Here is a 14,831-nt window from a genome sequence, read left to right on the forward strand (position 1 = left end):
TCGGGGGGAACCGACCACGCGCCGGATCACTGACTCGTCGAGGATGGCCCACAGGTGGGGTGGCTTGGGTCGGCTCAGGATCTCCTGGCGCTTCATGCGGATATCCACGAGACGCTGGATCTCTTCGGGCGCTAGGCGCATCTCGCTGGCACCTTGAATCGCTGTGCTGTAATCCCGTGTCTGCAGAAGGCCGGGTACGTAAGTGCAGGAGAAGTGGTCCTCGCGCACGGCCTCGTCCTCAAGCGTCAGCAAGAGATTCATGTCAGGTGGGATGGAGTCGGTGTACGGCCCCCACCAGCCCTGCTGCTTGGCATCCTTCGCCAGAGCGACCACGGCAGTCCGCTCCGCGTCGGTTGCGTCGTACTGCCGACAGAGCGCGTCCGCGATGGGCCATTTCACTGGCCCTTCCTGGGTCTCGTAGCGGCTGACAGTGGCCTTTGAAACCCCGACGAGCCGTCCGGCCTCTTCCAGCGTCATGCCCTTCCGTGCGCGCAGTTTGCGCATCATCGCGCCGAGCTGGCGGCGTCGTGTGGTGGTCCTGACGGACATGGAGGGGGCCTTCCGTTCCGTGTCATGCGGCGCTTGGGCGCCAACAAGGCTATGTCGGTGGCGATTTGGAGGCGTCCGGATTCACCCGATCGATTCCCGTGAGAAGTTTCATGAAGAGACTTCTTGCTGCCATACTCGCAAACCTGGCCACTCAGCGCAGTCGTTTGGATACGGCAGGTGCAGGGCTGAAGTGGCGCCGGAAGGAGAGCGCATGTCCGGACACGACAACAGTTCGCAACTCCGCAGCGTGTTGCCGTTCGAGGCCGAGCCCGCAGCGGTTCGGGACCTCCGGAGAGTCGTCAGAGGGCAGCTCGCGGAGTGGCGCCTGCCGGCCTTTGCTGAAGAGGCCGAGCTCGCAGTGAGTGAGTTGGCTGCCAACGTGATCAAGCACGTGGGAAGAGGTGCCGCTGCCACTCTCGTGTTGGAGGCGGCGGCTGACCGGCTGCGGATCGAGCTCCATGACAAGAGTCACCGTGTGCCGGTCCTTGGATCGCCTGCTTGCGACGACGAGTGTGGCCGGGGTCTGCATTTGCTTGCCGGCATGGCTGTCGACTGGGGCACGTTGCTGACTGCGACGGGCAAAGCGGTCTGGTGTGAGCTTTCAGCTGACCCGGAGCTGCAATGCCGCCGCGTGCGACGGGCCGAGGCGGCCCTGGCGAATTACCGACGGGACGTCGGAGCACCGCCACTGCTGCAGAGTCGCACGGCTCAGATCCTTGAGGAATCTGCCACCGACCTCATCGCGGATCTCCTCCACTGGGTCGCTGCCCGGGGCGGCGACCCGGACGGCCTGTTGGACCGGGCGCAGATGCACTTCGAGGCGGAGGCCGAGGCGGCTTAACTCCGGGGCTGCTGTGGCAAGAGTCAGCCTGAAGCCTGGGTCGCTGCGGCCAACATGAACGCGACGTCCTCGTGCCGGCCGGCGTTGTTGAAGGCTGCCGTGATGTTCAGGACGGCCTGTTTGTCCGTACGTTCAGCTGCGGTGATCAGTATCGTTTCGGCGGCGTCCCGCAAGCCAGCTGAACGACATGAGCTGACGGCCCTAAGGATGTTGTCGGCGGAGTACGACGTCCCTGCCCGCCAGAGCAAGAGGTCCGCGTCGCGCTTCCGGCCGTCGGCGAGATAGCGAGCCACTACTCCAGTCTCCGTCCAAGTGACCTCGGCGGCCTGTGCAGGGTGCCGGTCCCCCTCCGCTCGGGGGACCGGCACCCTCATCCGTTCCTGCAGCACTGAAAATTCGCGCCGCCGGACCTGACGGCGAAGGCTTCGCGCCCGCCGTACCGGCGAGTTCCGCACGATGCGAGGAGCCGGCTGCTCCGGACCGGTCTGGGTGTGAGCGGGCGGGTATCCGACACTGCAGCATCGGCAGTGCTTCTTCTGGGCTTGGACGCGGAGCTCCAGGAGGGCATCGAGCGTGTGTGGCAGCAGGACACCTTCTGCGGCGGCGTCCTTCTCTATGACCTCGTAGAAGTCCCGCAGGAGAGGCTCCTCCGGGATGCGACCACCGTTGAGGTGGTTCGAGAGTGTCGTCGCTGCCTGGTGGGCATTCCCGGCGATCGCGGCCTGCGTCCGAGGGCTGCAATCCCGGATCTCGCGCATCGCCGTCACCAGGGCCCGATGGGCCGAGGTGGTGTTACTTGGCAGTTCTTTCCACTTCCTCGATCTGAGCGTCACGCACGACTTCCGTTCGTCTGATGCTGCGGCGATGAGCACTCAATTGTCGCGGACGCGTCCACTTTTCGGGCCGCGCGGATGTTTTCCATCACCCCTCGAAACCGGGCAGAGCCTGGCGTGACGGACTGTCACGCAGCAAAACTGGCGTTGTCCGCAAGGGCTGCCAGCAGGATCCCTTCTGGCATCAGTTCGGTCTGCCGTGTGCCTGACGTAAGGGGAACGTGGAATGGCTCTGCCATCGTGGCGGGATGAGAAGTTCGGCACCATGAAGCGCGCCGCGCTGTGGCTGGTGACGGTCGTAGGAGAGGGCAACGTCTTCACCAAGGAGGACGTCAAGAACGCCTTCCCCGGGATCAGTCAGGCCGATCGCCGGGTGCGTGACCTGCGCGACTATGGCTGGCAGATCGACACGCACAGGGAAGACGCACTGCTGGGCCAGCACGAACAGCGGTTCGTCGGGCAGGGTCAGCCGGTCTGGGAGCCGGGTAAGGCCACCAAGGACAGCTCGTCCATCACGGACACCCAGCGGCGGAAGATCCTGGCCAGCGATGGAAACCGCTGCCGGTCGTGCGGGATCAGCCCGGGACAGATCTACGCCGGCTCGTTCGAGTCGGCCCAGATTGATATCGCCCGGCGGAAGGTGAAGCAGCCCGACGGCAGCTGCCCGGTGCAGTTCGTGGCGGAGTGCAACCGCTGTCGTATCGGCGGCCGTGGTCTGGAGGCAGACCTGGATGCCGTGATCGAGGCCGTCGCGAAGCTCGGTGGGCTGGAGCGTCAGATGCTGACGGACTGGGTCGCCGCGGACGAGCGGGAGTTCGGCGCTGTGGAGCGGCTCTGGGCCGACTTCCGTACCCTGCCGGCTGAGTCCCGGGACAAGGTCCGCGCGGCTCTCGGAATGCCCCCCGCCTGAGCCGCATCCGCAGGACCGTGGTGGGGTCGCTTTCGGTGGCGGCCCCACCCGTGAGCAGAGCTACATCTTTCGCGAGTCAGAGGAGAACGTACTGTGATCAAGGACGTCGGGGACTTCGGCCGACCGCCGCTTGCCGCTGAGAACAAGGACCTCGTAGAGCAGCGCCTCAAGGAGGTAGCCGCCGGCACGGGACTCCAGGAGACCCTGACGATTGAGTGGCGTACGAAGCCGCAGGTCGTACAGGTCATCGACATGCCGTTGGAGTTGCTCTACTACAACCCGGGCACCCACCGGATCCGAGCCCAGCGCAGCTTCGATCCTCAGCTGGACCGTCGGTTGGACGAGGATCCGTTTAGCGATGAGAGCCAGACCTACCTGCAGTACCTGCTGCAGGCAGAGCCGTCTGACCCGTCAAAGAGGGACAAGGACTTTGAGGAACTGAAGCAGAGCCTCAAGGACTTCCGGCAGAACGAACCGGGGCTCGTCACGCGCGAAGGCATCCTGGTCAACGGCAACACCCGCGCGGCAGCACTGCGTGAGCTCGGCATCCCCTACATCAGGGTCGGCGTGCTGCCTGATTCCTGCACCTGGGCCGACATCAACACGGTCGAGCTCTCCCTCCAGCTGCGCCACGACACTCGCCGCCCGTACTCGTATATCAACAGGCTGCTGACGATTGATGAGCAGGTCGCGGCAGGCCGACCGCTGAAGGAGGTTGCGCGCGACTTCCGTATCCGGGAGTCGACGGCCGAGCAGGACCTCTGGGTGCTGAACTGCCTCCGCGACCTGAGGGACAGGTCCACAACCGAGGACGCGCAGCTTCGGCTACTGGACTTTGAAGATGCTCAGGAGAAGCTTCGTGAGGTGCATCGCGCCTACGCCAAGGAATCCAAGGCCGATCCGAAGAAGGCTGAGCTGCTCAAGGAAAACCGCTTGGCTGCCATCGTGATGGAATTCTCCAAGACTGACGTCCGTCTCATCGAAGCCGATTTCCGGACGCGTTATCTGGAGCACCGGCTGCCGGATGTTCTGAAGGCCGCGCCCACCGCAGTCGCCGAACGTGTGATCCCCGGAATCAACCGAGCGGTGAGGGCCGAGGTGCCTCAGGTGGCCGAAGCTCGCGCTTTCACAGACTCGATCCTTCGGGCGAAGGCTGTCCTTCGTGCAGGGAACAAGGTTTCCCCTGCTCAGGCTGAGAAGGCTGCCTCAGTGTTCGAAGACGCGCATAAAGCAGTAGAGGATGCTCTGGAACCAGCCGGCAAGGATGCCCGCGTGCGCAAGCGCAAGCAGGCGGCTCCTGACCGGCTTCACGACGCCTGCCAGGACATCGAGCAGTGCATCACGGACATGGTGCTGGCCCGTGCGTCCCGGAGCCTGGATGAGGAGGCCCTCGACGAGGCAGTTCTCAAGTTGAAGGCGTCCCTGGGCAAACTAGCTCTGGCCGCCGCTCAGAGCATCGAAGTACCTGGTGACGGTGTTGCCTGGCTGCTCGACGCCGGACGGTCGGAGGAGTCGTAACAGTGACGGAAGAACCGTCCCTGCACATCGGCTTCGATGTATCGCGGACTAAAGCCGTTCTGCGGGCTGATGAGCCGTACCGCAGTGATCTGACCCGGCTGGCTGCCCGCTTTCCCGGGGGTCTGCGTGGCAGGCTCACCCTGGAGTTGTCTCTGGACGACTTCCTTGTAGGCATTGATGTTCTCGCTGACTGGCCTCATCCAGAGTCGGTTGCGTGGGAGGACGAACTTGGCACGCTGGTCGGGGGAGTCCTGGACGATGCCGACCAGGCTGAGCAGCAGCTCCAGGCGCCCAGCCCGGCGCCGGTATGGGACGACAGCACTGTAGAAGAGGCGCTGGGATCTGGCTGGTGCGCAGACCTCACGGAATTCCAGCGACGCGACATCGCACGCCTGTTGTCGTTGCAGCACGGCGCCAATTTCAGCGTTCCTGGAGCGGGAAAGACGCGTGTGGGGCTTGCGGTGTACGCGGCCATGCGAGAGCGCAGCGACGTCCGTCGGCTCCTGGTCGTCAGCCCGAAGTCTGCCTATGAATCCTGGCTGTCTGAGAGCGACCTCTGCTTCAAAGAACCTCCGATCACCACCGTGATGGGGAAGAACCCCGACCCCAGAGCAGAGATTCTGATCGTTAACTACGAGCGCCTTGACAAGTCGCTTGCAGCACTGGCCTCTTGGCTGCGTGGCGCACCTTCCATGGTCATCCTCGATGAAGCGCATCGCATGAAGCTGGGGGCGCAGGGGACATACGGCAGCGCCTGTATGGCGCTTGGGCCGCTTAGCTGTCGTCGGCTCATCCTGACCGGTACGCCGGCTCCGAACGGGGCGCGAGACCTGGAGAATCTTCTGTCCTTTGTCTGGCCAGGCCACGGGCGGCGGGTGGTGACGCAGGCTGTCGCGGGAGGCGATCTTGCGCACGCCAGCTCGGTGCTTCGCCCGCTCTTCACGCGGACGACTAAGAATGAGTTGGGACTGCCCCCGTTCGAGACACGCATCAGGCGTTTGAAGATGCCGGATCTGCACCGTGAGGTGTACGACGCATTGGTTGGGCGCTTCACTACCAGGGCCGAGGCATCTCGTGCAGATTTTGACGCCCTCGGCAAAGCGATGCTGCGCCTGCTCATGGCAGCTACGAGCCCCGCGCTGCTTGTCGAGGGGGGAAGCCGTTATGAACCACTGACGTATCAGGTGCCGCCGCTTGAAGTCCCTCAGGACGAATCGCTGTATTCGCTGATGCGGAACCTGCCGCGACACGAGCTGTCCCCGAAGTACAAGGAAGCGCTGAATATAGTGGCGAAGAACGCCGCTATGGGCCGGAAGACCCTGGTCTGGACGACCTTCGTACGCAGCATCACCACGATGGAGAGCCTGTTCGCGGGATACCAGCCCGCTGTGGTGCACGGCGGTACGCCTGATCGCGAGGAGCAGATCAAGCGTTTCCGCGAGGATCCCGACTGTCACGTTCTGCTGTCCAACCCGGCCACTCTTGGCGAGGGCATCAGCCTGCACCACGTCTGCCATGACGCTGTTTATGTGGATCGTGACTTCATGGCGGGACGTTTTCTCCAGAGCTTGGACCGGATTCACCGACTCGGTCTCGCCCCCAATACGGAGACGCGTGTCACCGTGCTCGCCGTTGAAGGCACCATCGATGAGGTGGTGGCCATGAGGCTTGAAGAGAAGCTCGAATTCATGGGGCGGATCCTCGACGACCCCTCCGTCCAGCAGCTGGCCGACCTCGAAGACGAACCGTCTGGAGCCGCCGGTATGGATATGGCCGATGTTCGTGCGTTGCTGAGGCATGTCGATGCCGTCGCTGCCCAGTGAAGCCACGCGCCGTGCAGCGCTTCGCTGGCTGTCAGAGCTGCGTGTAGCTGGAGTTCCCCGCGTGCGGGTGCTCTTCACGCATCACCCGCGATACTCGGACCTCACGCCGGCTCAGTACGACGAGGGTCTGGCCTGGCTCAGGCGGGCTGGCATGGTCACGGCGATGAACCGTCCTGTTGTCGAGATCAGCGACAGCGAGTTGAGGGACATGGGGATTGCCTCCGTAGTTCCTCAGGTTCAGTGGAGCCGTGCTGCTGAGGAAGCCAGGAGGGCTATCGGGGCGGCCGGTGAACAGGCTCTTCTCCGGTTGCTCAGACGGGGCGGCGTGCCACGAGTCAGGCATGTGGCGGCAGAGTCAGATGCCTATGGTTACGACATAGAGGCTGTGCGGTCTCTCGCGGAACGTGCGCATATTGAGGTCAAGTCCACGACGGACCCCACACGCCTGGTCATTCACCTGACACGGCACGAGTACGAGGTCATGGCGACCGACGTCGAATGGTGTCTGGCCGCCGTTCTCGTTGGTGGGGACGGGAACGCGGTGAATGTAGCCACCGTAAGCCGCGGGTGGCTCCACTCAGCTGTTCCAGCGGACAAGGCCGAAGGCGGGCGCTGGGAGTCGGCCCGGCTTGAGGTTCCGGTTTATGCCATTACGCCAGGACTCGCTACGGGGGCATGGCGGCTGTTGCCAGATGCACTGGTTCCGAGCCAGCCGGTATGGGGACTCCGGGCGTCTGTGCCGCTGCCCGTCTGAATCAGGGCGGTGGCGATACTGCGGCCGACAGCTGCGGCCACCGGCGGTGGAAACGCATTTCCCACCTGTCGGTAGGCCGCAGTTTTGCGTCCAGTGATTGCCCAGTCCGGAGGGAATCCCTGGAGCAGCGCCATCTGGGCCACCGTGAGCTTGACAGGGAGAGGCGTGCCAGGCAGGGGCGGGGCGTCAGCGACGCTGGAGCCGTTGACACCCAGCTCCGCCCAGGCCTGCCGGGCCCGGGACGGGCCGAGGTCAGCTCCGCCGTGCTTCCGGGATCCGCCGCAGAGCGTCGGTGCGATGACTGCTGCGGAGTCGGCCCACTCGCGGGCGAGTTCCCAGCCCTGTGACGCCATGGACTGGTAGAGCACGCTGCCCACTGACGGGGCGGTGTCCGGGCAGGCTGTCGGCGTCGGCCAGATGAACTGCGTGAATGACGCGGGCCGCATAGCGACCAGAACTGCCCGCGGCCGTAGCTGCGGCACTCCGAAGTCACAGGCACGGAGTAACCGCCAGCTCGTGGCGTACCCGAGGTCTTCGAGCTGCTGGAGCACGTCTGTGCGGTAGCTGTCGAACTTCGCCTGCAAGATCCCCTTGACGTTCTCGATCAGAACCGCCCTCGGCTTCAGACTGGCTGCGAGTGCCAGCACGGCGGGGAAGAGATCTCGGTCATCGGCCGCACCGAGCTGCTGGCCTGCCAGCGAGAAGGGCGGGCACGGTACGCCGGCCGCGAGGAGTGCTATCTCCTGCTGCTCATGGCCGCTCGGCCGGAGCTCGCCAGCGGAAATGCTGTGGACGTCGGCGTGGAGGACATTCCAGTACGGGCGATTGGCGCGAAGGGTGCGGACAGCGTCGTCGTCCAGCTCAACCAAGGCTCTGTGCTCGAATCCCGCACGCTCCAGTCCCAGGGCCTGTCCTCCGGCGCCAGCGCAGATCTCGACGCAAGCGAGGCCGGGGAGCGCTTGGTGGCGGCTGTCGTCTGGCGGAATCATCAGGGTGTCCTCTCGCTGACCTGCCGATGGAAGTTGCCCATAACCGGCAGCTTGCCGTCACTTGCCGCGGCAAGTGACGGCAAGCTAGCGTGATCGCTCGAAGTGACCACTGTTGGTGCGGACATTCGAATGTGGCGGTGGCTGATGTCGGCCGAGGGGCTGGACTGGCGCAACACGAATCTGGGCACGCGGGTGCGGGTGGCCCTCTGGCTGCGCGATGAGGTCCGCGTCGGCAATGCCTTCTCGAAGGCGGCGATGCGGGCGGCCATCACCGGCGCTGAGCAGGTGGACCGCCGGATGCGAGATCTTCGCCCTGCTGGCTGGGTGATCAGGACGGACCTGGATAAGCCAAGTCTTCAGCCTGATCAGCTTTTCCTGGAGAAGATCGGGGCGCCGGTCTGGGAGCGGGAACACCGCGCGGCTGGGCTGCGTCAGATCAGCGCAAAGACGCGGCGCTATGTACTGGAGCGGGACCAGCACATGTGCCGTCGTTGTGGCGTCGGCGCCGCTGAGGCATACCCGGGGGAGCCGGGCTCGACTGCCCGGCTCACGCTCGGTCACGTGAACCCGCTCGGCTCGGGCAGCGGGGGCCGTGCAGAGGGCCTCATTACGGAATGTGCTCGTTGTAATGAGCTTGTGAGGAACCTGGCCGGCGTCGAGATGAGCTCTGCGCAGGTCTGGGAACGGGTTAAGGCGCTGCCCGGCAAGCAGAAGCGGGAGCTGCTTGAGTGGATGGCCGCGGACGTTCGGCCGTTGAGTCCAGTCGAACGGGCCTGGGGCATGTATCGGCAGCTGCCGGCTGTGTTGCGGGATGAGATGCAGCGAGACCTGCGGGATCTACTAGAGAGCTGAACGGGCCGGGTGGGGCGGGCCTGGCGTCGGGGTTCCACCGGTGTCCGAGGTAGATGCGACACTTGCGTGTCTGTATCAGCCACACCAGGAGGAGCCGATGAGCCCCAGTGATCACACGCTGACCTCGATTGAGATCTGCGCAGGGGCCGGCGGGCAAGCCATCGGCCTCCATCAGGCGGGCTTCCGGCATCTTGCGCTTGTCGAGATCGACGAGCATGCGGTAAGGACTCTAGAGCACAACATTAAGAATACGGAAGGGTGGGAATGGGAACGAAAGTATTGTGACGTCATTTCTGGCGATGTCAATCATTTCCTTCCACTCCCCGATAAAAAGAACCCAGAGGCTGGCCTGAAGAATCCAGTTAAATTCCTTGGCAGGCCGCTCGTTCGGGGGGAGCTTGATCTGCTTGCTGGCGGCGTTCCCTGCCCGCCGTTCTCGCATGCTGGAAAGCAGTTGGGGAAGGATGACGAGCGAGATCTCTTCCCTCGGATGCTGCAGCTGGTTGATGAGCTTCACCCTAAAGCTGTGATGATCGAGAATGTTCGCGGAATCAAAGACGCAAAATTCAGCGACTACCGCACCTATATTGAAGCGCGCCTTCAAGGGGGTCGGGCGAAGAGGCCTGAGGACGGCGTAGAAGAAGATTTCCAGGGTATGGGCTACGAAGTATGTGAATGGGAAGTGCTGGAGGCCAGTGACTTCGGCGTTCCTCAGTTGCGCCCGCGAGCAGTGCTTGTTGCTATCCGCGAGAACGTTCTGCGCGATCTTAAATTTGTGTGGCCCACCCCTGAAGACGGCCCTCGAAGTGTCTTCAGCGCGCTGGAGTCGTCGATGAGAGATCGATATAATCCCTATATTGAAATGGGTGGGGACATCTCTGTGATGGCGCGGGAGTGTCTCGACAGATGGATGCGTAAGGCATCTGATGCAGCCGGGAAAAAGAAGGATGGCGGCATCGCTCCCACCCTGGTTGGTGGCTCTAAGAAGCATGGTGGCGCCGACTTGGGTCCGAGTCGGGCAAAGGCAGCCTGGGATACGCTTGGTGTATCTGGTATGGGCGTTGCCAATGATCACGAGGAAGGTAAGAAAAAGAACAGCCAGGCTCGTGATCTGTTTGGATCTGGCGGCCCTATGCTGACGGTAGAGCAAGCCGCAATCATCCAGGGATTTCCGAAGGAGTGGAAATTCACCGGAGGGAAGACTGCCAAGTATCGACAGGTGGGAAATGCGTTCCCTCCGCCCGTTGCTGCAGTTGTAGGTAAAGCGATCGCGGCGGTTCTGCGTGCCGCCCATCAACGCGACACGAAAGCCAAGGTCGAGCCGCTGAACTTGCTACCCGGGCAGATGCCGCCGCTCGCGGACGGTGTCGATGATCGCCAGGGCGCAGGCGTCTGAATCCTGGTGCTCCCAGAACCGCAGAACCAACCAGCCGGCCTCGGCGAGGCGCTGGTCAGTGTCGCGGTCGCGGGCCATGTTCCGGGCCACCTTGTCTGACCAGTAGCCGGGGTTGGTCTTCGGCGGGACATAGTGCTCAGGGCAGCCGTGCCAGTAGCAGCCATCGATGAACACCGCTACCTTCGCCGGACGGAAAACCATGTCTGCCGTCCGGCGAAGGCCCGGCAAGGGCTGAGCGGCGACGCGATAGCGGAGGCCGTTGGCATGTACAAGCCGACGGATCAGGCGCTCGGGCTTCGTGTCGCGGCTCCGGATCGCCTGCATGTTTCTCCGCCGGGCTGCCGAGGATGCCCACGAACCTTCTGGAGGCGTCCACTCTTCGGGCTCGGGCACCGTCCTCCGCTCCTCATGGCTATGGCGCATTGCTCTTCCATCGGGATTTATTTGCTCCCCAACGCTGATCCAACTATGGCGATACGTTTGTCTGATCTGCCTCTTGCCGCAGGGCAAGCCACTCTCCAGGGCGGAGGGTATATCCATTTGCGGCAGCGACTTCGCGCGATTCGACCTTATCGCCGCAGAGGAGATTCAGCCCCAGTTGCTCGGCAGGGCCCCGCGCCTCCCTCGCGCGGCGAACTGGGTCGTCTTTTCCCGCTCCGACTGTCCTGATCACGTTGCGTGGAATTACCCGCCCCTCCAGGTACTGGAACATCTTCAGTAGCCGCTTCACTTGACCGGGCTTGTCGGCCAGTACCTCGGCAGCCTGAACGTCAGTGAGGTAGCGGAGTGGGTTGACTGGAAGAGGTGTCCAATCGTAGAGAGGCACGCTCCAATGATCGCGTGCATGAGCGGCCAGGCCGCGCTTACCGTCCTTGTTCTCACCTTCCTGAAGCCACGACCTATGCGTGCGGACAAGCAGGGTTTGGTGCCGGTTCTTCGATAGCTCTATCTTCGTGCAGATGCACAGCTGGCAGTGTGCTTCTGAAGGGATCGTCCAGTTCCCCGTGGTCGTGGCCTTAATGTCCACAGGGATGCCATTGATGGCTGTGTCGAGCGGTTTGATCTTCGGCAGGTCGAAAACCCGCAGGACTTCATATTCCAGCTTCGCGCCGACTGAGGCGCGCTCGCCGGGGTGAACTGTTGGCAGCTGCAGATCAAAGCGGCCTGTCCGGCCGCCATCCAGCACGTAGTCGATGGAGTTTCCGATCGCCTCCGTATAGCGCGCATCGACTGGGTGACTGCGGAACCATCCCAGCACTGACTGGAGTTCCAGATCATCCTCCGGTCCGATGAGCTGGTGTGCCGGAGGATGTTCGCTTGCGCAGAGTGCTTCCAGCTCAGGCAGAACGAGTTTCGGCATGTGGAAGCTCCTGCTATGTGATCTGTAGCTCTGGCGAGCTGTCCTACCGTTCCTTGGCCTCGACGACTGGCTCACCGGACCGTGAGGAGTCGATAGTCCGGAACCGAACGCAGGTTACCTGCTGGCTTGTTGGGTCAGCAGCCGGGATGAAGGCAGCCGCCATAACCACCTTGGCTGGATCAATCCTGCCCTGTGCCACGAGACCCGCGGGGTCGCCGAGATCGGGGTCAACCACTGGGTAGAGGAGTACTGCTCCACGCCGAGGCCGATGGAACTGTGTAGCGAAGGGGTCGTCTTCACACGGGGGACGGATACCAGCGATGCGCTCGGCAGACTGGCGATGAGACACGCCGGAGATGCGGTTGAAGACTCCGCGAGCGTTGCGCTTGCGCTGGACCAGCGTGAGCGGCTGCACATCAAGGATCCTCGCCTCCACGCTGGTACGACCGGATGTCTGAGGGAGGATCAGGACCCAGTCGTCCGTCGCGCAGCCGACAGAGCTGGAGTCCTTGAGATACGTCAAGTGGGGCGCAAACAGATCAGGGCGGCCCCACTGCAGGCTGTGCATGATGTCCAGCATCTGATTGTGGCTGAGGATCGCAGTCTTGGCCGAGTAGCGGATGTAGCTTCCCCGGTCACTCTCAGAGAGCGTGACAAAGACGCGTGGATCCGTATCCAGGGACTGGAGGACCGGCTGCCACACCTCCGCGTTGTGCCGCAGATCCGCCGCATCCGTCGGGTACGCCGTCGGCTCCACCCACTCGCCCGGCGACCGGATCTCCACCAGCTCCGCGTTGAACATCTTGTTGCGGGCGGACGGCTTGATCCAGGACAGGTGCTGGGAGACCAGCGGGGGGATCTGGGCCGGGGTGACCTGGGGCTTGCCATCCACCAGGGCGGCGTACCGGGTGAGTTGGGCGCGGAATGTTTCCTCGTCGCGGCAGATGGCCTCGAAGGCCTCGTACAGATCGACCGTCTTCGACTTGCCCATGGGCTCCTCGCGGCCGATGTAGAGGCGGACCAGGTCGCGGTAGCCGGGGCGGAAGCCGAACCAGCGGCCCATCTGCATCAGGGTGTCGGCCTGCTGGGTCTTGCGGCGGTAGTACGTCACCGTCAGGCCCTCGACCGTGAAGCCGCGGGAGAGCTTGGTGCCGCCGACCAGGATCTTCCACACGTTCGGGGTGCGGTCGAAGTCGAGGTCGGGCTGGGCGTAGTCGCGTTCGGTGTCACCGTTGACGACGATCACCGATGTGCCGCCGGAGTTGATCAGCTGGCGGGCCCGGAAGACGTGTTGCTTCAGGTCCTCGTACGAGGTGGGGGTGGGCAGGCCGTCGTCGGCGAAGCGCTGGAAGTCGGAGGCCAGCAGGGCCGAGAGGCGGTCGTGACCCTCCTGGCTGGTGTAGGCCGCCTCGTGCCACAGAGAGCTGATCCGCAGGGCGAGGGACGCGTGTTCGGCCATACGTACGGACTCGTGGACGAGCATCGTGTGGTGGCGAAAGGGGCCGTCGGGGACGCCGTTGGCCGCGCGGTACAGCTTCAGGGCTCCGGTGAGGAGGAACGCGTCCAGGGCTTCCTGGAGGCGGTCGCCCGTGTCCTCGTAGATGCCGCGGATGTGGGATTCCTCGGCGGTGCCGGTGCCGGTGGCGGAGTCGTCGGTCCGGTCCAGGTCGTGGAAGTCCTGGACGCCCATGTAGCCGGTCGGGCGGGGCAGTGAGATCAGGAAGTCGCGCGGGAAGATGTCCTCGCCGTCGCCCGGGTCGACGAAGACGTTGGCGAAGGGCGTCGCCGTGTAGCCGACGTACTGGGCGCGGGGGAGGAGGCCGAGCAGCTGGGAGATCTGGCTGTTGATGGCCGTACGGGCGACCTTGCCCTCCTCCCACTTCTTCGGGTCCGTGGTGTTGACCGAAGCCTGGTCGGACTCGTCGTCGATGATCAGCGCGGGGATCTCGGAGAGGAGCGGGCCGATCTTCTTCAGGTCCTTGATGAGCTTGGCCAGCACGGACTTGTTCTTCTTCACCACCATTACGCGCGCGGCCGCGTGGTGCAGGTTGTCCGGGGCGTGAAGCGGCTGCGTACGGACCTGCTTGTCGAATTCGAGTGCGCGGATTCCGGTCGCCAGACTCTTGTAGTCGTCGTCCCGGGTAGTGAGGCGTTCGATGTCGAAGGCGCCTCGGGTGGAGGGGCGGCCACCGTGGCTGACGAACTTCGCCGGCCAGTCCTCGTCGTCCTGGTAGTCGATGTCGATCAGGGCGTCGGGGTCCGACGGGTCGGCGCCGCGCAGGATGTTCTCCTGGCCGATCAGTTCCATGTCCAGGCGGCGCTGGGTCTGGCCCCGGAGGAGGTTCAGGGTGCCGCCGAGGACGATGACGAGTCGGTAGCCCGCGTCGATGGCCTTTGCCGTGACGCCTGTGAAATTGGCGGTCTTGCCCGACTGGACATAGCCGACGACCAGGCCGCGGGCTCCGTATGCCTCGGTGCGCGTGGGGTCGGCGAGGCGCTCGACCACGGCGTGACTCGCCTCGTCGAGGCTGGACACGGCCGCGTCCGACCAGCCCTTGCGGCGCAGCAGTTGCTCGTACGAGTTCCAGTAGAAGGAGCGGGCTGCCGCGGTGTCGCGGGAGTACCAGGAAGTCGGAGTCGTGCTGATGATCGTCGGGCCGGGCTCCTTGAAGACCGGCACCGCATGGTCGAGCGCCTTGCGTAGATCTGCACCGAAGCCGAGGCGGGTGTACGTGTCTGCGCGGCGCTCGTCGGTACGGGGCGGGGCGGCGGACCAGTCGGCCTGTTCCGCCAGGTCCCAGCCGGTCAGGGTGCGGTGCCAGAGTGCGGTGAGCTCGTCGCCGGGGCCCGCGGCGATGATGCGGTCCCGGAAGTGGCTCAGCTCCGTGTCGGCGGGTTCGTCGGCCTCGGAGAGGACGAAGGCCAGTTTGGTGAAGTGTTTGGGGCCACGTCGCATCGCGGCCAGGACGTCGCCGTGCAGGTTGAACAGGTGGTCGGGCATGGTGG

13 protein-coding genes are annotated in these 14,831 nt (G+C 64.1%); 7 read left to right on the forward strand and 6 right to left on the reverse strand.

The genetic code is table 11. The features are described 5' to 3' along the window. On the reverse strand, nt 1-549 hold a 549-nt coding region (locus ACWCP8_RS17270), incomplete at its 3' end, for a Scr1 family TA system antitoxin-like transcriptional regulator (RefSeq protein WP_451116680.1). 211 nt (nt 550-760) lie between these two features. Between ACWCP8_RS17270 and ACWCP8_RS17275 the strand changes: the two genes are divergently transcribed. After that, nucleotides 761-1,390, forward strand: a complete 630-nt coding sequence (locus tag ACWCP8_RS17275; RefSeq protein ID WP_451116682.1) for an ATP-binding protein — start codon at nt 761-763, stop codon at nt 1,388-1,390. Between the two features lie 23 nt (nt 1,391-1,413). On the opposite strand, the gene ACWCP8_RS17280 is transcribed toward ACWCP8_RS17275, so the two are convergent. Further along, nucleotides 1,414-2,223 carry a hypothetical protein gene (locus ACWCP8_RS17280; RefSeq protein WP_451116684.1) on the reverse strand — a complete coding sequence of 270 codons (810 nt, stop codon included), beginning with the start codon at nt 2,221-2,223 and terminating at the stop codon, nt 1,414-1,416. Between the two features lie 226 nt (nt 2,224-2,449). Here ACWCP8_RS17280 and ACWCP8_RS17285 point away from each other — a divergent pair, with 226 nt between their 5' ends. The 4 genes from ACWCP8_RS17285 to ACWCP8_RS17300 all read left to right on the forward strand — a co-directional run bounded on the left by ACWCP8_RS17285 (nt 2,450) and on the right by ACWCP8_RS17300 (nt 7,228). Beyond that, nucleotides 2,450-3,133 (forward strand): hypothetical protein, encoded by a 684-nt coding sequence (locus tag ACWCP8_RS17285; RefSeq protein ID WP_451116686.1) that lies wholly within the window; start codon nt 2,450-2,452, stop codon nt 3,131-3,133. A 93-nt stretch (nt 3,134-3,226) separates the two neighbouring features. After that, nucleotides 3,227-4,651, forward strand: a complete 1,425-nt coding sequence (locus tag ACWCP8_RS17290; protein ID WP_451116688.1) for a transcriptional regulator — start codon at nt 3,227-3,229, stop codon at nt 4,649-4,651. Nucleotides 4,652-4,653: 2 nt separating this feature from the next. Continuing rightward, nucleotides 4,654-6,474, forward strand: coding sequence for a DEAD/DEAH box helicase (locus ACWCP8_RS17295; protein ID WP_451116690.1), 1,821 nt, complete (start codon nt 4,654-4,656; stop codon nt 6,472-6,474). A gap of 208 nt (nt 6,475-6,682) precedes the next feature. Further along, the gene (locus ACWCP8_RS17300) at nt 6,683-7,228 is read left to right on the forward strand and encodes a protein NO VEIN domain-containing protein (RefSeq protein WP_451116943.1); all 546 of its coding nucleotides are present in this window, start codon (nt 6,683-6,685) and stop codon (nt 7,226-7,228) included. Here the strand turns inward: ACWCP8_RS17300 and ACWCP8_RS17305 are convergent. Next, entirely contained in the window at nt 7,117-8,217 is a 1,101-nt protein-coding gene (locus ACWCP8_RS17305; RefSeq protein WP_451116692.1) for a DNA cytosine methyltransferase, read from the reverse strand. The two genes, ACWCP8_RS17300 and ACWCP8_RS17305, sit on opposite strands and share 112 nt — an antisense overlap. Nucleotides 8,218-8,319: 102 nt before the next feature. Between ACWCP8_RS17305 and ACWCP8_RS17310 the strand changes: the two genes are divergently transcribed. Together ACWCP8_RS17310 and ACWCP8_RS17315 are read left to right on the forward strand one after the other, a co-directional pair. After that, complete coding sequence (locus ACWCP8_RS17310; protein WP_451116694.1) at nt 8,320-9,069, forward strand: HNH endonuclease; 750 nt, start codon at nt 8,320-8,322, stop codon at nt 9,067-9,069. A gap of 97 nt (nt 9,070-9,166) precedes the next feature. Then, the gene (locus tag ACWCP8_RS17315; RefSeq protein ID WP_451116696.1) at nt 9,167-10,465 is read left to right on the forward strand and encodes a DNA cytosine methyltransferase; all 1,299 of its coding nucleotides are present in this window, start codon (nt 9,167-9,169) and stop codon (nt 10,463-10,465) included. Here the strand turns inward: ACWCP8_RS17315 and ACWCP8_RS17320 are convergent. Genes ACWCP8_RS17320 through ACWCP8_RS17330 form a run of 3 tightly spaced genes read right to left on the reverse strand, consistent with a single transcriptional unit; the run spans nt 10,403 to nt 14,826 of the window. Continuing rightward, on the reverse strand, nt 10,403-10,888 hold the full coding sequence (locus ACWCP8_RS17320) for a very short patch repair endonuclease (protein WP_451116698.1): 486 nt from the start codon (nt 10,886-10,888) through the stop codon (nt 10,403-10,405). The two genes, ACWCP8_RS17315 and ACWCP8_RS17320, sit on opposite strands and share 63 nt — an antisense overlap. A gap of 43 nt (nt 10,889-10,931) precedes the next feature. Beyond that, entirely contained in the window at nt 10,932-11,825 is an 894-nt protein-coding gene (locus ACWCP8_RS17325; protein ID WP_451116700.1) for a NaeI family type II restriction endonuclease, read from the reverse strand. A 43-nt stretch (nt 11,826-11,868) separates the two neighbouring features. Continuing rightward, a complete protein-coding gene (locus ACWCP8_RS17330; RefSeq protein ID WP_451116702.1) occupies nt 11,869-14,826 on the reverse strand; it encodes a Z1 domain-containing protein in 2,958 nt (985 codons plus the stop codon). Nucleotides 14,827-14,831: the final 5 nt, after the last annotated feature.

The organism is Streptomyces sp. NPDC002206, assembly GCF_053593595.1.